Annotated in this window: 28 protein-coding genes; 2 read left to right on the top strand and 26 right to left on the bottom strand. The window is 30.5% G+C overall.

The features are described from left to right. Positions 1–129: 129 nt before the first annotated feature. From B5F09_RS07740 to B5F09_RS07665, 16 genes are all read right to left on the bottom strand, one after another. On the bottom strand, positions 130–816 hold the full coding sequence (locus B5F09_RS07740; RefSeq protein WP_087373367.1) for a glycerophosphodiester phosphodiesterase: 687 nt from the start codon (positions 814–816) through the stop codon (positions 130–132). A gap of 18 nt (positions 817–834) precedes the next feature. Beyond that, positions 835–1,626, bottom strand: coding sequence for a Cof-type HAD-IIB family hydrolase (locus B5F09_RS07735; RefSeq protein WP_087300603.1), 792 nt, complete (start codon positions 1,624–1,626; stop codon positions 835–837). Between the two features lie 65 nt (positions 1,627–1,691). Beyond that, positions 1,692–2,165: a superoxide dismutase family protein gene (locus B5F09_RS07730; protein ID WP_087373365.1), complete on the bottom strand. Its 474-nt coding sequence runs from the start codon at positions 2,163–2,165 to the stop codon at positions 1,692–1,694. Between the two features lie 73 nt (positions 2,166–2,238). Beyond that, positions 2,239–3,669: a C40 family peptidase gene (locus tag B5F09_RS15370; protein WP_087300607.1), complete on the bottom strand. Its 1,431-nt coding sequence runs from the start codon at positions 3,667–3,669 to the stop codon at positions 2,239–2,241. Between the two features lie 375 nt (positions 3,670–4,044). After that, complete coding sequence (gene nusG / locus B5F09_RS07720; protein WP_087300609.1) at positions 4,045–4,602, bottom strand: transcription termination/antitermination protein NusG; 558 nt, start codon at positions 4,600–4,602, stop codon at positions 4,045–4,047. A gap of 1 nt (position 4,603) precedes the next feature. Further along, positions 4,604–4,792 carry a preprotein translocase subunit SecE gene (gene secE, locus B5F09_RS07715; protein WP_087300611.1) on the bottom strand — a complete coding sequence of 63 codons (189 nt, stop codon included), beginning with the start codon at positions 4,790–4,792 and terminating at the stop codon, positions 4,604–4,606. 11 nt (positions 4,793–4,803) lie between these two features. Further along, positions 4,804–4,953 carry a 50S ribosomal protein L33 gene (rpmG, locus tag B5F09_RS07710; protein ID WP_087300613.1) on the bottom strand — a complete coding sequence of 50 codons (150 nt, stop codon included), beginning with the start codon at positions 4,951–4,953 and terminating at the stop codon, positions 4,804–4,806. Between the two features lie 52 nt (positions 4,954–5,005). Further along, positions 5,006–5,611, bottom strand: a complete 606-nt coding sequence (locus tag B5F09_RS07705) for a sigma-70 family RNA polymerase sigma factor (protein ID WP_239404283.1) — start codon at positions 5,609–5,611, stop codon at positions 5,006–5,008. Positions 5,612–5,628: 17 nt separating this feature from the next. Further along, on the bottom strand, positions 5,629–6,354 hold the full coding sequence (gene rlmB / locus B5F09_RS07700; RefSeq protein WP_087300616.1) for a 23S rRNA (guanosine(2251)-2'-O)-methyltransferase RlmB: 726 nt from the start codon (positions 6,352–6,354) through the stop codon (positions 5,629–5,631). A 26-nt stretch (positions 6,355–6,380) separates the two neighbouring features. Then, positions 6,381–6,758 (bottom strand): Mini-ribonuclease 3, encoded by a 378-nt coding sequence (locus B5F09_RS07695; protein ID WP_087300618.1) that lies wholly within the window; start codon positions 6,756–6,758, stop codon positions 6,381–6,383. Continuing rightward, a complete protein-coding gene (cysS, locus tag B5F09_RS07690) occupies positions 6,758–8,095 on the bottom strand; it encodes a cysteine--tRNA ligase (RefSeq protein ID WP_087373363.1) in 1,338 nt (445 codons plus the stop codon). The genes B5F09_RS07695 and cysS overlap by 1 nt, the downstream gene beginning before the upstream one ends. 200 nt (positions 8,096–8,295) lie before the next feature. After that, positions 8,296–8,832 (bottom strand): hypothetical protein, encoded by a 537-nt coding sequence (locus B5F09_RS07685; protein ID WP_087373361.1) that lies wholly within the window; start codon positions 8,830–8,832, stop codon positions 8,296–8,298. 59 nt (positions 8,833–8,891) lie between these two features. After that, positions 8,892–9,674, bottom strand: coding sequence for a Cof-type HAD-IIB family hydrolase (locus tag B5F09_RS07680; RefSeq protein ID WP_087373359.1), 783 nt, complete (start codon positions 9,672–9,674; stop codon positions 8,892–8,894). A 133-nt stretch (positions 9,675–9,807) separates the two neighbouring features. Then, positions 9,808–11,238 carry a glycogen synthase GlgA gene (gene glgA / locus B5F09_RS07675; RefSeq protein WP_087373357.1) on the bottom strand — a complete coding sequence of 477 codons (1,431 nt, stop codon included), beginning with the start codon at positions 11,236–11,238 and terminating at the stop codon, positions 9,808–9,810. After that, a complete protein-coding gene (glgD, locus tag B5F09_RS07670) occupies positions 11,238–12,347 on the bottom strand; it encodes a glucose-1-phosphate adenylyltransferase subunit GlgD (RefSeq protein WP_087373355.1) in 1,110 nt (369 codons plus the stop codon). Before glgD ends, glgA begins: the two co-directional genes overlap by 1 nt. Before the next feature lie 14 nt (positions 12,348–12,361). Then, on the bottom strand, positions 12,362–13,489 hold the full coding sequence (locus tag B5F09_RS07665; RefSeq protein WP_087300630.1) for a glucose-1-phosphate adenylyltransferase: 1,128 nt from the start codon (positions 13,487–13,489) through the stop codon (positions 12,362–12,364). A gap of 293 nt (positions 13,490–13,782) precedes the next feature. Between B5F09_RS07665 and B5F09_RS07660 the strand changes: the two genes are divergently transcribed. After that, a complete protein-coding gene (locus B5F09_RS07660) occupies positions 13,783–14,202 on the top strand; it encodes a cell wall hydrolase (protein ID WP_087300632.1) in 420 nt (139 codons plus the stop codon). A gap of 24 nt (positions 14,203–14,226) precedes the next feature. After that, entirely contained in the window at positions 14,227–14,637 is a 411-nt protein-coding gene (gene gerQ, locus B5F09_RS07655; protein ID WP_087300634.1) for a spore coat protein GerQ, read from the top strand. Positions 14,638–14,681: 44 nt separating this feature from the next. On the opposite strand, the gene B5F09_RS07650 is transcribed toward gerQ, so the two are convergent. The 10 genes from B5F09_RS07650 to B5F09_RS07605 form a co-directional block, all read right to left on the bottom strand. Further along, positions 14,682–15,842, bottom strand: coding sequence for a folylpolyglutamate synthase/dihydrofolate synthase family protein (locus B5F09_RS07650; protein ID WP_239404281.1), 1,161 nt, complete (start codon positions 15,840–15,842; stop codon positions 14,682–14,684). Next, complete coding sequence (locus tag B5F09_RS07645) at positions 15,829–16,488, bottom strand: uracil-DNA glycosylase (protein ID WP_087300638.1); 660 nt, start codon at positions 16,486–16,488, stop codon at positions 15,829–15,831. The genes B5F09_RS07650 and B5F09_RS07645 overlap by 14 nt, the downstream gene beginning before the upstream one ends. Then, positions 16,478–17,308 carry a Cof-type HAD-IIB family hydrolase gene (locus B5F09_RS07640; RefSeq protein ID WP_087373351.1) on the bottom strand — a complete coding sequence of 277 codons (831 nt, stop codon included), beginning with the start codon at positions 17,306–17,308 and terminating at the stop codon, positions 16,478–16,480. The genes B5F09_RS07645 and B5F09_RS07640 overlap by 11 nt, the downstream gene beginning before the upstream one ends. After that, the gene (locus tag B5F09_RS07635) at positions 17,308–18,129 is read right to left on the bottom strand and encodes an HAD family hydrolase (RefSeq protein ID WP_087373349.1); all 822 of its coding nucleotides are present in this window, start codon (positions 18,127–18,129) and stop codon (positions 17,308–17,310) included. The genes B5F09_RS07640 and B5F09_RS07635 overlap by 1 nt, the downstream gene beginning before the upstream one ends. 113 nt (positions 18,130–18,242) lie before the next feature. After that, positions 18,243–19,022, bottom strand: a complete 780-nt coding sequence (locus B5F09_RS07630) for an alpha/beta hydrolase (RefSeq protein ID WP_087373347.1) — start codon at positions 19,020–19,022, stop codon at positions 18,243–18,245. A 44-nt stretch (positions 19,023–19,066) separates the two neighbouring features. Beyond that, positions 19,067–19,354, bottom strand: a complete 288-nt coding sequence (locus B5F09_RS07625; RefSeq protein ID WP_087300646.1) for a septum formation initiator family protein — start codon at positions 19,352–19,354, stop codon at positions 19,067–19,069. Continuing rightward, complete coding sequence (yabQ, locus tag B5F09_RS07620) at positions 19,324–19,734, bottom strand: spore cortex biosynthesis protein YabQ (RefSeq protein WP_087300648.1); 411 nt, start codon at positions 19,732–19,734, stop codon at positions 19,324–19,326. Before yabQ ends, B5F09_RS07625 begins: the two co-directional genes overlap by 31 nt. Then, positions 19,734–20,036 carry a sporulation protein YabP gene (yabP, locus tag B5F09_RS07615; protein ID WP_087300650.1) on the bottom strand — a complete coding sequence of 101 codons (303 nt, stop codon included), beginning with the start codon at positions 20,034–20,036 and terminating at the stop codon, positions 19,734–19,736. Before yabP ends, yabQ begins: the two co-directional genes overlap by 1 nt. Positions 20,037–20,085: 49 nt before the next feature. Then, the gene (locus tag B5F09_RS07610; RefSeq protein ID WP_087373345.1) at positions 20,086–20,619 is read right to left on the bottom strand and encodes a GrpB family protein; all 534 of its coding nucleotides are present in this window, start codon (positions 20,617–20,619) and stop codon (positions 20,086–20,088) included. A 115-nt stretch (positions 20,620–20,734) separates the two neighbouring features. Then, positions 20,735–21,544, bottom strand: coding sequence for an aminoglycoside N(3)-acetyltransferase (locus tag B5F09_RS07605; protein ID WP_087373343.1), 810 nt, complete (start codon positions 21,542–21,544; stop codon positions 20,735–20,737). Positions 21,545–21,606: the final 62 nt, after the last annotated feature.

Here is a 21,606-nt window from a genome sequence, read left to right as displayed (position 1 = left end):
TAGTGTACCTTAATTTATCAAAAAACACAAGCAATATTGTGCATTTTTTCACAATAAAATCACCTTCACCCTATGGAAACGTTTACAATATTATACCACACAAAAAAACTAGGGTAAATACTTTTTACCCTAGATATCTTTATTAGTAATAATAGTTTTTACACCCGCTTCAAGCAGAAAATCTTTAATTTCTTCATCGTTGACAGTCCATGTATTAACATCTAAATGATGTTTCAAATAATCCTTAATTTCTTGTTCGTTTAAAAACACATATTTACTATGACAATGAAAATGATGCTTTAAAACAAGTTCCTTATTTTTTTGATAATCATCTTCAAATAAATACCCTAAATATAAATCAGGATCAATTGACCGTAGTTTCAATAAACTATCTAGATGAAAAGATGAAAACATCACTTGTTTTAACATTCCTTTTTCCTTAACTAAATCATATGTCATTTGTTCAATGTTAGGATATTGAATCTTATCAGTTTTAATTTCCAAATTCAAAATAACATCTTTACCATAACAATAATCCAGTAATTCAGCTAATAATGGTATTTTAGCCTCAACATTTTTAAAGCGATAATTAAAATTAAACTTACATAATTCTTGATAAGTATGATCCTTAACATACCCTCTACCATTAGATGTTCGATTAATTGTTTCATCATGGATTAGAACCAGTTGATTGTCTTTAGTTAATTGAACGTCTGTTTCTACACCATCAAAATTACCATTTATTGCCGCTTTAAAAGCCATCATTGTATTTTCAGGATATTTATCACTATATCCCCGGTGTCCTAATTTTATCATTTCATTTCTCCTGTAAAGCTAAATCAATCTAAATTCTTTTAAAGCTTTTACAATTCCATCATTTTCAATTCGATCAGTTTCAAAGTCGGCAACAGCCTTAGCTTCTGGGACCGCATTCCCCATTGCTACCCCCATAGCTACAGTTTCTAACATCTCAATATCATTACGACCATCACCAAAGGCAATTGTATCTGCCATATCACGTCCTAATCGCTCAACTAATTTTTCTATTCCGACTGCTTTAGAAACTCCTTTTAATGTTAAATCAAATGAATAATCGCTTTGATGACGTTGGACATCAAAATAAGGGCTTAATTTTTCAACAAGAATCGGAATATCTTTTTTATCATTAACAACAATCATTCCAATATAAGTTTCAATTTTTTCGGGATCAAAATCATCAATAATAGTTTTATCTTTCATCCCCCAATTATTCGCAAATTCAAGATGTCTTGAATCATTACGGTCACGAACATAAATATAATCACTACTTTCAAAATAATAATTAAAATTATGCTGATTTGAAAGTTCCATCGTTGCTTTAATAGCTTCACTAGAAACAATAGCTTTATAAATTGGTTGGTTTTTATATTCAACATAACCACCATTACATGTTACATAACCGCTAAAAGGATAATCCATTACCCCATCAGTAATAAAACACTTACAACGCCCAGTCGCTAAAAAAACATCATGACCATTTTCTTTAAGTTTATCCAAAGCAATTCTAGTATTATCAGTAATTGCATAAATATCCTGATTACATTCTATCAAAGTTCCATCAATATCAAAAAACAATAACTTACCCATCTTTTTACCTCCGCTACTTTATTGTAACATAATCATAGTAAGTTTCTACTTAAGAAATGTAAATATTACTGATATAATTCTCTAATAGCACCACAGGCAATAATTGCTCCAGCATTTCCTGAAGGCTGGCTAGTAAAATCATAAAGTCCAGCATGAATAACGATTGTACGACCAACAATGTCTTCAGGTGTAAATTTATCAATATAAACTGCCATCCAAGCTAAACCATCATTTGAAAATAGCGGTGGTAAATCACCTGTATGATAAGGGTGAGGGCAACTATTTGTACTGTAATGTCCACCAGTATCAGCAAATGGTTCATCAGCACTACCCGAACAATTACCACCTTCATGAATATGCATAGCATGTATTCCTAGTCCACAACCAGTTACTGGCAAACCAAATGCTTCTACTACAATAATGGTACCTTGTCCAAATTCATAAGCTAGCATCGACCCATTTACTATCGCTCCTCTAATAATCGCATAAGCTTTAGGGGTTTGTTGACATAAAGCTCTAATAATATCAAATGTATCCATCTTATACCTCCCCTATATTCTTATGACGATATATAAAAAAAGAAAGGACGTTTATCCTTTCTTAATTACATTTTTATAAATATCTTCTTGCACAAACATAGTTACGGTTTAAACTAGAAACCTTAACAACATCACCAGTATGTGGTGCATGTACCATTTGCCCACCACCAATATAAATGCCTACATGGGTAATATTGCTTGTACTTGATCCAAAGAATACTAAATCACCTGGCTGTAAGTTAGCACGATCAACAGGAGTTCCCCCTCTTGATTGTCCTTGAGCTGTTCTTGCAATTGAGATACCGTGTTGACGATATACCCAAGAAGTAAATCCTGAACAGTCAAAGGCGTTAGGTCCACTTGCACCATATACATATGGTGTACCTAATTTAGTATATGCAGTTTCTACAATCTTAGATCCTGGAGTATAAACTTTAACACTTAAAGTTGCTGTAGATTGATTTCCAGAACTATCACTTACTGAATAAGTAACAGTTTTATTTCCAGTAGAACTTGTATCAATTCCACTAACAGCAACATTCGCTGTTACATCACCATCTTTATTGTCAATTGCTGATACTAAATATTGACGTGGATCAAAAGCAGAATCTTTGACAACTTCTACTGCAGTTGTAGATAAGTTGATTTGTGGCCCACCGATATCTTTTACAGTAAAGTTTAAAGTAGTAACCACTTTATTTTCCGCTTCATCTTGAGTAGTAACTTCAATAGTTTGCACTTCATTTTCTTTAGTTGTATCAACAGTTCCAGAAACTGTATTAGTTACAACTCCTAAATCATCTGTAGCTGTTAAATAGTTTTCCAATTTAAATTCGCTACCATAATCAATAACAACATCGTTTCCTTGAGATAAAGTAACAACAGGTGCTGTTAAATCTGAAACAGCAAATTCAAAAGTCTTTTCTCTAACATTACCAGCAGAATCAGTTACTTTTAAAGTAATATCTTGAATTCCAGCTTTACTAGCATCCAAGGCTTTATCTGATTCAATAAAAGGTGAAACATCACCGTCAACGTTATCAATAGCGCTGACATAACTTGTTATATCGCTACTTCCATTAATTGGAACTTGAACAACATAACCTTTTTTTGCTCCGGCAATTTTAAATTCTGGAGCTTCATCATCAACAACTTCAACACTAACTGTTTTTGTAGTTACATTTGAAAAACTGTCAGTAGCCGAAACTGTCATACTATAAGTACCTAATTGATCAACATCTACACTGTTAACATTCCCTTCAACCACTAAATCTTGGCGTGAATCTTGATTATCAGTGATATCAATTACGTCTAAATCCAATTTTTCACCATATGGAACTTCAATACGATTAGAAACAATTACTGGTGCTTCTTTATCGATTGCAGCATAACCCACTAACATAAATACTGATACCCCTAAAATTGGGATAAACATTGCGCGTCTTTTGATAATGTTTTCATTAATAAAATCAATTAATTGTTCTTTATTACGTTTTTCTTTCATTAATTCACTTCCTATCTTGAACGTCCTTTGCATAATAACATATTTTGATACAAAATGCAAATTTTATCGATATAATCAAAGAAATTTCAATTATTAAAGAACTTGTTTAATATATAAAACAATAATTTTCTTATTAAACCCCCTATTTTACTACGTTTTTTTACTCTTTATAAAAATTACAAAACCTTAAATTTTATTAAATTTATTTTTTCATATTTTGAAAAAAATATTTTATATTTCCTATATCTTTAATAATTGCCATTTTGTAATCATTTATACTTCTAATAAAAAAAGGCACAAAAAAAGGACTTAAACATATATTTTGTCTAAATCCTTTTTCAAAATTACACCATTTAACCCAAAAAAAAGCGAATATTAAATATCCGCTTTTTCTAACTGAACTAAATCGATTTCGATTGGTGTTAAATTTCCTAAAAAATCTATTAAAACTTTAGCTGATTCTTTTTCAGTATCAATTGATTCAACTTTTCCACTCTTACCAGCAAATGGACCAGAAATTACATTAACTTCATCACCTGGTTCATAATTTACTGATACTTCTGAAGTACTAATACCCATTTTCTTTAAAATTGGTTCTAATTCACTTTTTGGAAGTGGGAATGGTTTAGCTCCACCACCAGAAGATCCAATAAATCCAGTTACTCCTGAAGTATTTCTTACAACATACCATGCTTCATCTGTCATGATCATTTCAACTAAGACATAACCAGGAAACATGTTTTTAGTTTTATTAATTTTTTTACCATCTTTAATCTCAGTTTCAACATGTTCAGGAATAACAATTTGAAATAACACATCTTGTAATCCCATTGATTCAACACGCTTTTCTAGATTTTCTTTTACTTTATTTTCATGACCTGAGTATGTATTAACAACATACCAGCGTCTTCCTTCATCATTCATTCCTGTCATTTTAATTCATCCCCAATGCTTTTAATATAAAGGCAATGATTGCATCACCAGCAAAAAAGTATAACCCTAAAACAAAACAAAATGCTAATACAGTAGCTGAATTTTGGGCCAATTCTTTTTTCGATAACCAGCTAATTTTTTTAATTTCACTTCTAATTCCTTTTAGAGTAAACCAATCACGAAATTTCACAGCTAAACCTCCTATTTAGTTTCTTTATGCAATGTGTGTTTTCCACATTTTTTGCAAAATTTTCTTAATTCTAATCTTTCTACATTAACTCGTTTATTTTTTGTAATTGTATAATTACGTGATAAACACTCTGTACAAACTAAAATTACTTTTTCTTTCATACTATCAGCTCATTTCTATGCTATAATAATTTATCATAAATACCAATGATAGTCAAATACATTTGAATTTTGCTATCTTTTTTTGGATTCGATAGTTCGCATTATAAACACTGCGAATATCAATATTTAATATCCTGGCAATATCTTGATTTTTATAACCTGCCTGGTGATACTTTACTATCTTTTGTTCAAGTTCTGAACAAACTTGTAATAAATATTTATCAATTTCCTGCTGTTGCTCTTGTTCAATACAATATCGATTGGGATTCGGAGTTCGTTCATCAATCAAATTAGTAACATAACGAATTTTTTGAGTTGCATCATAATAATCATCTAATGAATATACTACTCTTTTTTCTCTAATTACTTTGCCACTATTTTTCAATACGATTGATTTTATCGCATTTTCAATCAGCATGGAAATAAAACTTCTCATTTTCATCCCTTTATCTGGACGATAATTATTTAATGATTTAAACACTCTTACCATAATAAGCTGAATATAATCTTCATACTCATCTTTATAAATTGTACTTATATAATACTTAGGTAAAATGATTTCTATTTGTTTATAACAAAATTTCATTAAATATCGTTTTGCTTCCGGACAATCCTGCAAATATAAATAATACAATTCTTCAACATCGTAACCATCCATGGTTACCTCCCTTCTGCTTATAAAGGGTTACGAGAATTATATACCTGGTATAAAATTACAGCAGTTGCTACTGAGGCATTTAGCGATGTTACATGCCCCACCATTGGTAAAACTACATTAAAATCACAATTTTTTTTCACTAGTCGTGATATTCCAAAACCTTCAGAACCAATCACAATTACTAAAGGCATGTTATAATCAATAGCTCGATAATCCTGAGATTGATTTAAATCACAGCCTACTACCCAAAAAGAACGTTTCTTTAATTCTTCTAATGTTCTTGATAAATTCGTAACCTGAGCTACTTTAACATGATCAATAGCCCCAGTTGATACTTTAGCTACCGTACCATTTAATCCAACACTACGATTTTTACCAATAATTACACCATCAACGCCTATTGCATCACATGTTCTTAAAATAGCCCCTAAGTTATGAGGATCTTCTAGTCCATCTAACATTAATAGCAATGGTTGTTTGCCCTCTGGAATAGCATCTAATATCTCATCAAGAGAATAGTAGCGATATCCCTCTACTTCTGCCATAATTCCCTGGTGAGTAACATTGCCAACTTTCTTGATAAATTCCGACTTATCAACCTGGCGATATGGAACTTTCGTTTTTTTACATAGTTCAATAATTTTATTGTCTTTAAAATTGTTTTGGACATACACAGTATATACACGTTTTTCTCCCTTTAAAGCTTCTAATATCGTGTTTTTACCATATATATATTGTTTCATATTTTTCACCTATTTTCGTCTCAAATTTATCTCAAATTTATATATTCTTTATATCGATTAAATATTTCATTCATTCTTTTAAAATCTTTTTGTAAATACAATGTACCAATTATTGCTTCAAAACCAGTCGAATGCAAATGCTCAATACTTTCATTTTTATTACCTTTATTATTACGACCCCGCTTATAAATTCCTACTTCATCTTCACTAAAAAAACCTTCTGATAACATATCATGCATAAACTTAGCATGGGAAGTTGCTGTTACATATTTAATAGCTTCTTTTTGAATTTCATGAGTCTTGGCAAGGCCACTTTCTCTAACTAAATAATCTCTTACTAAAAGTTCAAAAACACTATCTCCTAAATAAGCTAATACGCTAGGATTAATTAAATCTGGTCGCATTAAATTATCCCCTTATCAATTAACTCATCACGAATTTTATCAGCTGTTTGGAAATCTTTTTTAGCTTTAGCATCATTCCAGCTTTGATATAATTCTAATTCATCGTCAGAAAGCTGTCTTGGCTCATAAACAAAACCAATTACATTAACCATCGCTAATAAAGTTTGATAAGCCTCACTAATTGCCTGATCATCTTTATCTTTTTGTCTAAATAATTGATTCAATACTTTTACTTGATTTAAAATCTTTGTTAAAGCTAAAGATGTATTTAAATCATCTTCTAAAGCACTTACCATATCATCAACAATTTGCTTATTAACTTCACCTTTAGCAACATGATTTACTTGTAAATATAATGAAACAGTTTTAATAACATTATCTACTTTTGCAACTTCTTTTTTTACAGTAGCTACTACTTCATCAGTTAAATTCAACGGATTGCGATAATGACTTGATAACATTAGCCATTTATAAACATTACATCCTAATTTAGCAATCATATCTTTAGCCCAAATTACATTACCTAATGATTTTGACATTTTTTGATTATCAATATTGATCATTTGATTGTGCATCCAAGTATGAGCAATTGGGTGATGATGGCACGCCATTGATTGAGCAATTTCATTTTCATGATGCGGGAATTTTAAATCTTGTCCACCACCATGAATATCAATCTTACCATCTTCAAAAATATCATTGATCATTACAACACATTCAGTATGCCACCCCGGTCTTCCTTTAGACCATGGACTATCAAATTGAATCCCTTCATCTGTTTTTTTCCATAATGCAAAATCAGTTGATTCTTCTTTTTTATCATTTTCATCAACACGATCACTAGCACCAGCCACTAAATCTTCAATTTTAATTCCTGATAATTGACCATATTCTTTAATTTTAGATACTCTAAAATAAACATCACCATCGACTTCATAAGCATACCCATCTTTTACTAACCCATCAATAAAATTAATAATAGCATCCATAGTATTAGTAACTCTTGGAGCGTAAGTTGGGAATAATAAATTCAAATCACGGCGAACATCTTCATATGCTTTGATATATTTGTCAGTCAATTCCTTTTCGGTAATCCCTTCTTCTTTAGCTGCTTTGATAATTTTATCATCAACATCAGTAAAATTTGATACAAAAGTTACTTTATAACCTAAGTATTCAAACGTTCTTCTTAAAACATCAAACACAATCATAGGTCGTGTATTGCCAATGTGTACGTAATTATACACTGTTGGTCCACATACATAAATGCTCACTTCACCTTCACGAAGCGGTTTAAAATCTTCTTTTTTATTTGTTAGTGTATTAAATAACTTCATCATTACCTCCATAAATAAAAAAGCATAATGCTACATTCTCGATAGCAGATGCTTTAATGTTAAATGTTTTAATAGATTTCGATAAGCATATATCAATCCCCATTTAATTTTCTACCATCAAGCAGTTTAAATTAATATCCAAATAAATTACTGCTCACTAACTATTTAATATCTTACCAAAATCAATCTAAAAATACAACTTATTTGCCGACTGCCATTGAAAAGCTTTCCAAATATACAGTCATTTCCTCTTCATTATCCGCAAATTCATCTTTTACAGTACGATAACCATAAATATAAGTTTTATCCTCTAAAAAATATACTATCTCTTTGCTCTTTACACCAGTTTCACTATATTCATATATATACTCATATACATCTAAGCCACTATCTAAAACCGGCTTTAATACCTCAACATCCGATGCTTTACTTTGTTCAAGCATTCCCGTATATAACTCATCTTTATCTTCAACTAAATTATCAGTATTATCATTTACCACAGTAAAATACAACATATTATTATCTTTTGTAAATTCTACTGTATTTACTCCATTTAAATCATTTAAATCAGAAACAACACTAATCTCATAATCTTTAGGATAATAAAAGCTCACACCATCTTCAGTAGTATATAATTCCCCCGTTTTAGTTAAATTAACTTCTTTATCACGGGCACCACAAGCTGAAGTTAAACACATTAAAGAAACCATGATAAGAAACAGGATTGATTTTTTCATCATCATCCCTCCTTGCTATCATCATTTTACACAACTAACTAAGTTATTACAACCAAATTTTAGTCGATCAATTTAAAATGCTTTAAAGCACTTACAATTCCATCATTTTCGACAGTGTCAGTAACATAGTCACTACAAGCAATGGTTTCTGGATGCCCATTAGCCATACACACTCCAATGCCAACTAGCTTTAACATATCAACATCATTATGACCATCGCCAAAAGCCATAGTTTCTTCTAATTTGATACCATAATACTTAAGAACCGCTTTAATTCCTTCTTGTTTTCCACCATTTTTGGCAATTAAATCATATGCACCATCATGCCATTTAGTATATTTACAATTTTCTAACTCAGCAGTTAATTTAATAACATCCTCTTCACCTACAAATGGGTTAACTTGATAAACATCATTTTCTAAAGCTCTTTTAGCATCTTTAACTGGCGGTATTGACGTATTAATAGATTTCTGTGCTTCAACGACATAATCATTAACTAAATTAACATATAAATCATTACTTTCTACAAAACTGCACGCTAAATTATGCTCACTAATATAAGATACTATTCTTGCTATATCTTCTTTATTGATTGGATTTTTATAAATAACTTCTTTTTGATTATAACAATAACCGCCATTTAAAGTTAAATAACCATCGAAAATAAATTTATCATTAATCCCTAACTCCTCAATCTCTAAAGCATGGCGTCCACTAGCAATAAATAATTTTATCCCTTTTTCTCTTAAGCATTTTAAAGCATTAACTACACCATCACTTATTTGCGGATGATTTTTAGAAATTAAAGTTTCATCGATATCAAAAAAAATTGCTTTTATCATATATAGTCTCCCTTATAAAATTACCAGAAAAAAATTTTTTAATCGTTTATATTGTAAACAAAAAAATGTTAACATTCAATCGTTAATACGTTAAAAAAGGGCAGCTACTAACTGCCCTTATGAGGTTTCGAGTTTATCCTAACAATGAATTAAAAACTTTTAAATATTGATCAGCACTAGCATCCCAGTCAAGTTTTGCACTCATCGCTCTTGTCATGATACCTTTCCATGCTTCGGGATCTTCATTATATACTTTTAAAGCATAATCAATTGTTCTCATCATTTCATGAGCATTGAAGTTTGCAAAGCTAAATCCAGTTCCAGTGTGTGCATATTCATCATATGGTTGAACACTGTCTTTTAAACCACCAGTTTCTCTAACGATTGGAATTGTTCCATATCGAAGTGACATCATTTGTGATAATCCACAAGGTTCAAATAATGAAGGCATTAAGAACATATCACATCCAGCATAAATACGACAAGATAATCCAAAGTCATATTTTAACTGTAATGATACTTTATCAGGATGATGATAAGCGATACCTTTTAAAGCATCTTCATATACGTGATCCCCAGCACCTAAAATTATAATTTGAACATCACGGCTGCACATTTCACTGAATTGATTTAAAATCAAATCCAACCCTTTTTGTTTAGTTAAACGAGTTACTACCCCAATTAATGGTACATCTTTATTTTCTGGTAATCCAACTTCTTTTTGAAGTGCTAATTTATTAGCCACTTTGTCTTCAAATACTGTATTGATATCGTAATTTTTAACAATTTCTGGATCAGTAGCAGGATTGATTACATCATAATCTACCCCATTTAAAATACCATATAAATCATATTTACGCATTTCAAGGATATTTTGTAATCCTTCACCATATTCAGGTGTTAAAATTTCTTTTGCATAAGTTGGAGAAACTGTTGTTACGATATCACTATAGAAAATAGCTGCTTTCATCATATTAAAGCATCCATCATTACGACAATTTCCATTATAATATAGATAATTATCTAACCCAAATAATTCACTTAATAAATTAGGGTCTGCTTTTCCTTGGAAAGCAATATTATGAATCGTAAAGACAATTTTAATATTTTCATAATGTTCATAATAACAATATCTTTCCTTATACAACATAGCAATCATCGCAGTTTGCCAATCATGTAAATGTAAGATATCTGGTTTTAAATCTAAATGAGAAATCAATTCTAAGACTGCAAAATCAAAATATGCAAATCTTTCATTGTCATCATCATATCCATATAATCCAGGTCTTTTAAAGTATTGTTCATTATCAATAAAGTAGAAACGAACACCATCTAATACATAGGTAAATACACCACAATATACTTTACGCCATCCAACCCAAATATCGAAATTAGTTACATATTCAATTTTGTCTGCCAATTTCATATCTTGGTATTTTGGTAAAACAACAATACTTTCGACACCTTTTTTTACCATTTCTTTTGGTAAAGAACCTAATACATCAGCTAATCCTCCAGATTTAATAAATGGAGTAGCTTCTGATGTAGCAAATAAAACTCGCATTAAACTACATCTCCTTCTTTAATATATAATGGTGTTTTAGAATCCCCTTTTAAGTCTAATTGACGTTTAACCTTAGAATGTTTATCCATAATTACATTTTCTAAGTGAGCCCCTGGGCTAACAACAGATCCTGAGAATAAAATACTATTTTTAACTACTGCACCTGTTCCAATTGTAACATCACGTCCAATAATACTATTTTCAACAGTACCATTGATCATTGCACCATTAGCTACAAATGAACTAACAACTTCTGATTCAGATAAGTATTTTGCAGGAGGTGTATCATTAGTATTTGTATAAATTGGCCAGTTGCTTTTAAATACTGCAGATGAAACATCAAGATCCAAGAATTCTAATGAATATTGATAATAATGTTCTAATGAATCCATGCAACGTGCATATCCTTTATATTCATAAGCATTAATTTGTTTTTCATCACATAAATATGCTAATACATCTCTTAAACTAAAGAATGAACTAATTTTTTGAGCTTGTTTCATTACTTTTAATAAAGTTTTTGTATTGAAAACATATGTTTCCATTGAAATACTACAATCTTTACGGCTACCTCTATTTTTTTCAATTGCTGTTACTGTTTTATTTTTTACAGTTAAACAATCACATCCAATGTATGCTTCATTAGCATCATGAACTTTTTTATAAACCATAGTAATCTCAGCACCAGATTTTTCATGACTTTCAATAGCATCATTGTAATTCATTGTAGTAATAATATGAGCAGGAGCAACAACTACATAATCAGCTTTATTGCTTTCTAAAAATGCAATATTTTCAATTAAGTTATTAATATCATGATTATAATTAGGGTTATTAGCGTATTTTTCGTTATATAACAAAGATACACCACCGGCTTTAGAGTTGAAATTCCAAGAATTACCATTACCTAAATGTTTTAATAATGATCTTGGTTTCTTTTGAATTAATACTCCAACTGCATCAATAGTTGAATTAGACATGTTTGATAAAACAAAGTCAATCAACGCATAACGTCCTAAAAAACTAACAGACGCTGCTGGTCTTCTTTCTGTAAGACCTACAAAATCTACATCTGAATGTAAATTTACTACACCAATTACTTTAACCATCTCTATTTCCTCCCCTACTTACTATTATCACTAATCAAAGCTACATCTTTGGCTTCTTCATTAACTTTTGTATTAGCGCGAATTACAACACCTTCATCTACAATAGCTTTATAGACTTCAGCACCTTCTTCTACTAATACGCCTGGCATTAATACAGAATCAACGACTTTTGCACCTTCACCAATATTTACATTGTTGAATAATACAGATCCTTCAACAGTACCGTTAACCAAACATCCTTGAGTAACCATTGAATTTTTGATACTTGCTTTGTCACCAATAATTTGAGGTTTTTCCAAAGTATCTTCAGTATAGATTTTCCAATCTCTTTTAATATTGTAAAGATCTAATTCTTTATCGTTTAATAAGTCCATATTAGCTTGCCATAAGCTTTCAACTGTTCCAACGTCTTTCCAGTATCCGCTAAATTCATATGCATATAATTTTTTGTTATCATTCAACATACTTGGAATGATATTCATACCAAAGTCATGTTTACTATTTTCATCTTTTGCATCATCAATTAAATATTTTCTTAATTCTTTATATGTGAAAATATAAATACCCATTGAAGCTAATGTAGATTTAGGTTTAGCAGGTTTTTCTTCGAATTCATAAATCGTACCATCTTCATTAGTATTCATAATTCCAAAACGACTAGCTTCTTTTAAAGATACATTTAATACTGCGATAGTAGCATCTGCTTTACGTTGTTTATGAGCAGTAAGCATCTTATCATAATCCATTTTATAAATATGGTCACCTGATAAGATTAAAACATATTCAGGATCATATTGATCTAAGAAACTAATATTTTGATAAATTGCATCCGCTGTTCCAGCATACCAAGTAGCTCCAACTTCACCACGTTCACGTGCTGGTAAAATTGCTGCCAATGATTGTTTACCATCAAGGCCCCATTTAGTTCCGGCACCAACATAAGTACCCAATAATACAGATTCGTATTGAGTTAACACACCTACAACATCAATTCCAGAATTTGCACAGTTACTTAAAGGAAAATCGATAATACGATATTTACCCCCAAAATGCACTGCTGGCTTAGCTACTTTAGCTGTTAGTGCTTCTAGACGAGTTCCACGTCCTCCAGCTAAAATCATTGCGACAATCTCTCTTCCCATTTTTTAAAATACCTCCTTGTCTAATGTAAGCGCTTTACCTATAATACTATTTTAGCATAAAATAAAACTAAATACGAGATTTATTATATAAAATATAAGTATTATATCTTGTCATTAATTATACTCTCTTTTATTTTTTTATTAAACTATAAATAAATGCATTCTTGTAAATTTTTTATTATGTTTTATTTAAAAAACACCAAATTATTCCACAAAACCATAAACAAAACGATTTAAACAATAATAAAGGTATTTTATTTTTTTTAATACATATATTATAACGGGGTGATAATTTGGCACGAGTTAAATATTCTAACGAAGAAGTCGAATTACTGGCACGATTGATTCAATCGGAAGCACTTGGAGAAGGCGAACAAGGAATGTTATTAGTTGGTAATGTAGTAATTAATCGTGTCGTTGCCAACTGTGATGTATTTAGAAATACACGTTCCATTACTGAAGTTATTTATCAAAAAAATGCTTTTTCTGGAGTAGATACTCCATTATTTAACGAACCTGTTAATAGTCTAGTTAGGAGTCTAGCCCTTCGCTGTATTAACGGTTATCGTAATGAACCAGCTACAAATGCACTCTGGTTCAAAAATCCTGGTGCCAATGTTGCTTGCCCGCCAGAATTTTATGGCAATCTTTCTGGTCGGTATAAACAACATTGTTTTTATAATCCAGGGCATGATTTAAGATGTGACTTATAAAAATTTTTAACAAGGAGACTGCATATGAATTATTTTAATGATTTAAATCCTTTTTTAGTACGTCAAGAAAATGACAATTCATCTGCTGAAAATCCCAGCGATTCTTCAACTAATCCTCCACCTATAACTACTCCTCCTAATACAAGTAATACTCCTGGTACTGGTACTACAATGGTTCCTGCTCCAGTAATTGATCAAACTTATATCGAAAACATTTTAAGATTAAATATCGGTAAACTAGGTACTTTTTATTTTACTTACTCAAATAGCAACGAATGGCGCGATAAAGTTTATCGTGGAATTATTCAACAAGCAGGACGTGATCACTTCATCATTCGCGATAGTAAAACCAATCATGAGTATTTATTACAATTAGTATATTTTAATTGGGCAGAGTTTGATGAACCAATAAATTACCAGCATCCATATCAATAAGGGATTTCCCCTTATTGATTAAATGCTGGCAATATATAACTATACTATTTTTTAGCTACCAAATATTTTCTAACCGCACTAATAAAATGCAGCGATCCAGTGACAACAATATTTTTGTGATTATTCCAATTATCTTTTAATACTTTTTTAAAATCCGGCGCATCAGATTTTAAACGTTCATCATCAAAACTAGCTTCTATAATTGAATAGCGACAAAGTAAGTCTTTCATAATTTTTGTATCTTTATCTTGCAAAGCACTAAAGATAATCAATACATCATCAATATTTTGATCGATCAAAGTTTTTATCAACGATTTAATACCATCTACATTATGAGCCCCATCTAAATAAACCTTATCAATTTTTTCAAAACGTCCTGGCCAGCTAGCCTTGTTTAAGGCTTGTTGTAACAAACTTGGCTTCAATTCAATTAAATCATTTGCAATCGTTATCGCTAATGAAGCATTAGCAACTTGATAACTGCCACAGTTTTTTAAAACATACTGCTGATTTAAACAAGTAAAAACATAAGGATATTGATAGTCACATTGAACAGCTACCTTTATTAATTCACTTCTTTTTAAATTACATACATCTTCAAAAATATTTAATAATCCCGGATTCTTTTCAGTTGTATAACATTTTTGATTATCTTTAATAATTCCGGCTTTATGAACAGCGATTTTTTCTAAAGTATCTCCTAGCATAAACTGATGATCATAACCAATATTAGTAATAGCACTACAACGACTTGTTATTACATTAGTTTTATCATTCAAACCACCAATACCAGTTTCAATAATTCGAAAATCCAAATCAGATTCATTAAAATACTTAAGCATGATTAATGTATCGATTTCAAACATTGATAATTGATCATTTTCAATTATCGGTACTAATTCATTGATTATCTTTAAAAGACGATCATCGTCGATCATTTTACCATTAATACAAATACGATCATTATGACAAATTAAATAAGGAGAAGTAAATGTCCCAACATTATAACCGTGAGCCATTAAAATTTCTTTTAGATAATTTGTTGTAGAACCCTTACCATTAGTTCCGGCAATATGAATCATGTTTTTTTGATTAACATTAAATCCATATTTCTTTATAGTTGCTTTAAATTGATCTAGCGTTCTTTTAGCCCGTTTAGATTCAATATAAACTAACGCTTCATCAATTTCTTTAAATGTTTTCAATTTGCCAATCGATTGGCTCAATGCCATTTTTAACTAAAAACTGATTTGCTTTACTAAACGGACGCGATCCAAAAAAGCCACGACTAGCAGATAATGGCGATGGATGAGCACTTTCTAAAACAAGATGTCTAGAAGTATCAATATATTGCTTTTTAGCACGAGCATTATTACCCCATAAAATGAAAACAAGCGGTTTTTCTCGTTCGTTTAATGCTTTAACAATATTTAAGGTAAAAGTTTCCCAACCAATACCTGCATGACTATTAGCTCGACCTTGTTCAACAGTTAAAACATTATTTAATAACAACACCCCTTGCTTAGCCCATTTCGTTAAATCACCATGATTAGGAATAGTAGTATTTAAATCATTATGTAATTCTTTATAAATATTTACTAGACTAGGCGGAACTCTAACTCCAGGCGATACGCTAAACGCCAAGCCATTAGCCTGATGTAATTCATGATAAGGATCTTGACCTAAAATAACTACTTTTACATCATCATAGTCACATAAATTTAAAGCTCTAAAAATATTTTGCTTAGGTGGAAATATTGTTTTATGTTTATATTCGTTTTCAACGAAATCATGAAGTTTTTTATAATAATCTTTTTGAAATTCAGCTTGTGCAATATCTTTAAATCTCATTGAAAATAAACTTCTCTATTAATTCGGCTACAACGCCTTCATTATTATTAGCTTTTGTTGTATAATCACAAGCTGCTTTTACTTCATCAACAGCATTATTAGCTGCTACTGCTAATCCTGCTACTTTTAACATTGCCATATCATTATAATTATCTCCAACAGCAATTGTATCTTCAATTGCAATTGATAATTTGTCGGCAAGATCTATTAAACCTTGTCCTTTATCAACACCTAAAGCATTGAATTCCATATAACGATTAGATGAATAACTAACCGCACAACATCCATCAGTAATTGGTTTTAAACCATCTTCCAAACTCATTAAATATGGCACATCAGTATTTTGATACAATATTTTAGAAATTGGTGTATCTTTTAAGAAATCAACACTATTTTCCTCAGGATAGATTACTTCCAATCTTTGTTCCAATAATCTTTGTCGTTCTGATTCACTTAAATTAAACACATATAAATGCTCAGGGGTATAAACATGGATACAAACATCAAAATTCAACCCTGCTTCAAAAATCTGTTTCATCTTTTCAAATTCTAAGCCTTTAAATTCAATAAGACGATTACCCTTATTTTCAGTTAAAGCTCCTCCATTAAACGAAATAACATACTCCTCTGGTAAATCATATAATTGTAATTCTTTTAACTCAGGCTGAATTTGCATAAAGCCTCTTCCTGTTGCTGGAACAAATTTAACCCCATATTCTTTACGCGCTCTTTGAATCGCTTCAACATTACGCTTACCAACATGATGCTGGTCATTTAATAAAGTTTCATCCAAATCACATGCTATTAATTTATAACCCATTATTCTTCCTCCAAAATAAATTTTTCAATTACTTCTTTTACTGCTCCTTGATTGTAATCAAGTTTAGTTACATAATTGGCAATACTCTTTATTTCATCATCACCACAAGCTACACAAACACCAAGTTTGGCCTGTTTTATCATCTCAACATCATTATAGTTATCACCAATGGCAATTGTTTTATCTAAATCAATATTTAAATAACTAGCTAACCATTTAAGCCCATATCCTTTATTTACTCCAGGTGCATTAAATTCCAAATAACGATTTGATGAATAACTAGCACAAGCTTTATTTTCAATATCATCTTTAAGATCAGCTGCTATTTTCTTTAAATAGTTCATATCTTTTTTTTGATATAAAATTTTAGCTATTCGATCATTTTTTAAATTATCGATATTATAATCTTCAACTACAACAAACGGTGCTTTTTGATCCTTTTTTCTTTGCACTTCATCAGGATCAGCATTATAGATATAACACATATCAACCGTAAATACCAATACACAAACATCATAATCACGGGCTTTATCAAATAACATCTTAGCAACATCAAATGATAACCCCTTAAAGTTCAAGATTTTACTATTTTTATTTTCTACAATTAATGCCCCGTTAAAACAAATCGAATATTCGTCTTCTTGATCATATGTACCAATTTCTTTTAAAATTTCTGGTATCATATTAAAAGCACGTCCTGTTGCTGGAACAAATTTCAACCCATGTTTACGCGCCTTTTTTATCGCTTCAACATTAAATTCAGGAACATGATGATTAACTAATAAAGTTTCATCCAAATCAGATAACATTAATTCATACATATTCAAACCCCTCTGTTATTTATTTTAATAAATAATAACATAAATTACTACCTGCTTTTTCCTTTTTTGCAAAATAGAAAACAAAAATAAAAAAATGAGGTCTTAATCGACCTCTACCGACGATAAAAAAGTTCCATAAAAATCGGCACTCGTTTTCGCCATTCAAATTCATTGTGAACAGCATCTTCAAAAAAGCGTGCTTCAATCTTGTCACTTTTTTTAATTAACTCATTAAATATTCTTTCATTGCTTTCATAGTATATACGGCTGATGTTTTCATCACCATTACCTTCATTACCACCTAAATCCAAATAAAAACATTCTATTGGACTTAAATCGCTTTTATTAATCAAATCAATAAATTCGTCTACATAAAACCAATAAGCCGTCGAAAGTGAAGCTGTCTTTTTAAAAATATGGCTATATTTAATACCCGCATAGCTAGTAATTATACCACCCATTGAGCTTCCTACCATCGCACAATCATCAACTATTGTGGGAAAGTTTTTATCAATATATGGTTTTAACTGTTTTATGATAAAACGCATATATTTATCGCCTTCACCACCAACTTTAATACTATCATCACCATATTCCATTAACAATACTTCTTTTTTTATTGGCCATGGCCCATATTCATCTTCACGCTTATTTAATTTAAAATTGCATGGAATAGCAACCATAATAATATCTAAATTATTCTCTTTAACATAATCAAAAAAGCCCCAGCTAACACCCATATAAGACTCTTCATCAAAAAAGGCATTTTGGCCATCATTTATGTATAGAACTGGATATCTTTTATTACTAGTTTGATAATCATCTGGTGCATAAATAGTGATTTTTCGCCACCGTCGCAATGAACGCATATAGATATTTTTTTCAATAAACATCTTTTACCCCCTAAAAAACTAAAACAAAAATAAGCACTTAGTGCTTATTCTACTCCAGGAATGATAGATACTTGTTCGCCATCACGAGAAAATATATAATTTTCACGAGCATAACGAGCAACATAATCTTCATCATTCAATAATTCTACTTCATTTTGTAATTCGGCCTTTTCTTTTTCAACAGCTTTTTTTTGTTTTTCTAAAACTGCTATTTCATCCTGACGCTGAAGAACGTTCATAGCGCTGCTAAATAAAACAATCATCAAAGCACATCCAATGATCATAAAGGAAAAACCTTTAATTAATTTGAAAACTTTTCTTTTATTAGCCATCTAATCACCTTCTTCATGCGTCTTATTATACCATTTATTTTTCTAAAAATGAATATAATTGGGGATAAAATATATTTTAACATTTTCACAATCGCTTCAATTACAAAAAACATATAATAGCTATAATAATTGAGATAAAGAACATATCCTACTAATAAACTAATAATAAAATATCCTCTTATCACACCATTATTAATCACTAACAAACCAAGATAATAGCAATACCCAAAAACAATACCAACAATAATCTGTATAAAATATCTAAATATACTTTTGTGGTATTTATAAAACACACGATTGATAAGACTATAAACAAAAGTAAAGAGAAAGCCAAATACCAGTGAATAGCTGATCCCTTGAAGCTGCTTTATTAAATCCATTATTTAAGCAATTTATTAAAAACACTTTCTTTACTTTTGGGACTTTTTTTACTAGAAACATATGAAATAGCATCAATATTTCCTTTAATGCTTACTTCATTTTTTTCCTGATCTAATCGTGTTAAAGAAAGTTCGGTTCCTTTGATATTTAAAAAACCTAACGAAGTTTCTATCAAAAATTCTAAAGAATCAAAACTTTCAATTCTTTTCACCCCGGTTAATTCAATATTTTTACGATCTTTTAAATACACGTTATGATAAGGAGTATGTTCAAAACGTATACCATTACTGTTGTTGTCCATATAATTACCTCCATTAATAAATTATGCAAAATGGAGAAATTAAGAACCACTAAATTTGTTCAATATCCTTATGACGATATCGATTCACCGCTTTAGTTTCTATTTCCTTTGTAAATGCCGCTTTACCTTGCGTATACTTCTTAATATTTCTTGGATACTTTTTAGCTAATTTAACTTTCAAATCTTCATATTCTTTAGCAACCTCTGGATTATCTTTTAGATAATCATAAAAAGCTAGTAAAGCCTCAATTCGATCACGATTATTATCATCATAAGCGTGCACATGTACTGAGTTATCACTTTTCATAAAGAATCTTCTGCCTTTAATACCATCTTCTCCCAAACAACGATATCCTGCTGCTTCAAACTTTTTATTTAAATCATCTAATTTTTTTACATCTTTTACAAAAGCCAATATATCAATTGTTGGCTTTGCTTTCAAACCAGGAACCGCGGTAGATCCAATATGAGTAATAGTAATCAATTCGCTAACAAGAATATTTCTAATTACATTAGCCTCATAAACATATTTTCGTGGCCATTGTTCATTATAATCAACTACTTCAACTTTATCCACCTTCATCACCGCCTTTGTTTAATTGTACTAGATTTAAACATCATAATACAAGCTACTTATTTATTTTTTTACAATTAAATATAATCATCAGTAAAAAACACCAAAATCTTTAATAATATCTTTATTTTCTATTTACTAACATCCATTCAAAAGCAAAATCACACAAAGATTTAACGCCAATAAGTTTTGCTGATGCCTGCCCAACTAATCCATTGATCACATTATTTCCCTGTTCATATTTTCTTCCAATTTCTAAAAAATCACTTTCATCATAAGCAATTTCTAGAAACTCTTTCCAAATATCTTGACCATTTTCTTTAATACAAGCCCCATCTAAATACCACTGGTTTTCTTTATTCAACCAAACTTCAGCTAAGTGCATACAAGTACAACGATTATAATCAACCCCTAGTAATAATACCTTACCATTTAAATCATATACCCGCTGTAATGGCGAAAACCGTCCAAAACCTGGTGATAATTGATGATTTTCAATAATTGACTTAGCCAATTTACCATGTCCGCTCATAGAAACTTGAGGATGGTTAGAACGTAACGTTCCAGGATAGTGCCAAAAAGCCTCAGCTATTAATCCCATTTCTCTAGTTGGTGTTGTCAAAGGATCAAACGGTAACATTTCATTTTTAATCTGGTCTACCCAGCTAGCTGGTACTGGTGGATTTTGCCAAAGCTCAGGTTGACTATTTTCACCAGTAAAACTAGGCATGACAATTGTCCCTTGTAAGCCTACTACCTCCAATAATGCTTCAATAACTGCTATTTCTCGCCCAGCAATCCAGCCAATTTTAGACATTGAAGAATGTACTAATATTATATCGCCAGATTTCAATCCTAATGCCTGTAAATCTTTTTTTATGCTTGTTTTACTTTGGGGCTTGTTACTTTGTTTTATAACATCTGCCTCCGACATAATCTAACCTCCCATCTTTATAATAATTATATTATGACATAAAAAAAGATATTTGGAAAAAC

The sequence above is a fragment of the Erysipelatoclostridium sp. An173 genome, from assembly GCF_002160495.1.
GTDB lineage: Bacteria > Bacillota_I > Bacilli_A > Erysipelotrichales > Coprobacillaceae > Thomasclavelia > Thomasclavelia merdavium.
Note: the sequence above shows the minus strand (reverse complement) of the source record. Positions and strands in the feature narration are given on the sequence as shown.

Coding starts and splice junctions, on each gene's coding strand:
- B5F09_RS07740 (WP_087373367.1), bottom strand. CDS start 816: ATGATAAAATTAGGACACCGGGGATATAGTGATAAATATCCTGAAAAT.
- B5F09_RS07735 (WP_087300603.1), bottom strand. CDS start 1,626: ATGGGTAAGTTATTGTTTTTTGATATTGATGGAACTTTGATAGAATGT.
- B5F09_RS07730 (WP_087373365.1), bottom strand. CDS start 2,165: ATGGATACATTTGATATTATTAGAGCTTTATGTCAACAAACCCCTAAA.
- B5F09_RS15370 (WP_087300607.1), bottom strand. CDS start 3,669: ATGAAAGAAAAACGTAATAAAGAACAATTAATTGATTTTATTAATGAA.
- nusG (WP_087300609.1), bottom strand. CDS start 4,602: ATGACAGGAATGAATGATGAAGGAAGACGCTGGTATGTTGTTAATACA.
- rpmG (WP_087300613.1), bottom strand. CDS start 4,953: ATGAAAGAAAAAGTAATTTTAGTTTGTACAGAGTGTTTATCACGTAAT.
- B5F09_RS07705 (WP_239404283.1), bottom strand. CDS start 5,611: ATGGATGGTTACGATGTTGAAGAATTGTATTATTTATATTTGCAGGAT.
- rlmB (WP_087300616.1), bottom strand. CDS start 6,354: ATGAAACAATATATATATGGTAAAAACACGATATTAGAAGCTTTAAAG.
- B5F09_RS07695 (WP_087300618.1), bottom strand. CDS start 6,758: ATGCGACCAGATTTAATTAATCCTAGCGTATTAGCTTATTTAGGAGAT.
- cysS (WP_087373363.1), bottom strand. CDS start 8,095: ATGAAGTTATTTAATACACTAACAAATAAAAAAGAAGATTTTAAACCG.
- B5F09_RS07685 (WP_087373361.1), bottom strand. CDS start 8,832: ATGAAAAAATCAATCCTGTTTCTTATCATGGTTTCTTTAATGTGTTTA.
- B5F09_RS07680 (WP_087373359.1), bottom strand. CDS start 9,674: ATGATAAAAGCAATTTTTTTTGATATCGATGAAACTTTAATTTCTAAA.
- glgA (WP_087373357.1), bottom strand. CDS start 11,238: ATGCGAGTTTTATTTGCTACATCAGAAGCTACTCCATTTATTAAATCT.
- glgD (WP_087373355.1), bottom strand. CDS start 12,347: ATGGTTAAAGTAATTGGTGTAGTAAATTTACATTCAGATGTAGATTTT.
- B5F09_RS07665 (WP_087300630.1), bottom strand. CDS start 13,489: ATGGGAAGAGAGATTGTCGCAATGATTTTAGCTGGAGGACGTGGAACT.
- gerQ (WP_087300634.1), top strand. CDS start 14,227: ATGAATTATTTTAATGATTTAAATCCTTTTTTAGTACGTCAAGAAAAT.
- B5F09_RS07645 (WP_087300638.1), bottom strand. CDS start 16,488: ATGAGATTTAAAGATATTGCACAAGCTGAATTTCAAAAAGATTATTAT.
- B5F09_RS07640 (WP_087373351.1), bottom strand. CDS start 17,308: ATGGGTTATAAATTAATAGCATGTGATTTGGATGAAACTTTATTAAAT.
- B5F09_RS07635 (WP_087373349.1), bottom strand. CDS start 18,129: ATGTATGAATTAATGTTATCTGATTTGGATGAAACTTTATTAGTTAAT.
- B5F09_RS07630 (WP_087373347.1), bottom strand. CDS start 19,022: ATGTTTATTGAAAAAAATATCTATATGCGTTCATTGCGACGGTGGCGA.
- B5F09_RS07625 (WP_087300646.1), bottom strand. CDS start 19,354: ATGGCTAATAAAAGAAAAGTTTTCAAATTAATTAAAGGTTTTTCCTTT.
- yabQ (WP_087300648.1), bottom strand. CDS start 19,734: ATGGATTTAATAAAGCAGCTTCAAGGGATCAGCTATTCACTGGTATTT.
- yabP (WP_087300650.1), bottom strand. CDS start 20,036: ATGGACAACAACAGTAATGGTATACGTTTTGAACATACTCCTTATCAT.
- B5F09_RS07610 (WP_087373345.1), bottom strand. CDS start 20,619: ATGAAGGTGGATAAAGTTGAAGTAGTTGATTATAATGAACAATGGCCA.
- B5F09_RS07605 (WP_087373343.1), bottom strand. CDS start 21,544: ATGTCGGAGGCAGATGTTATAAAACAAAGTAACAAGCCCCAAAGTAAA.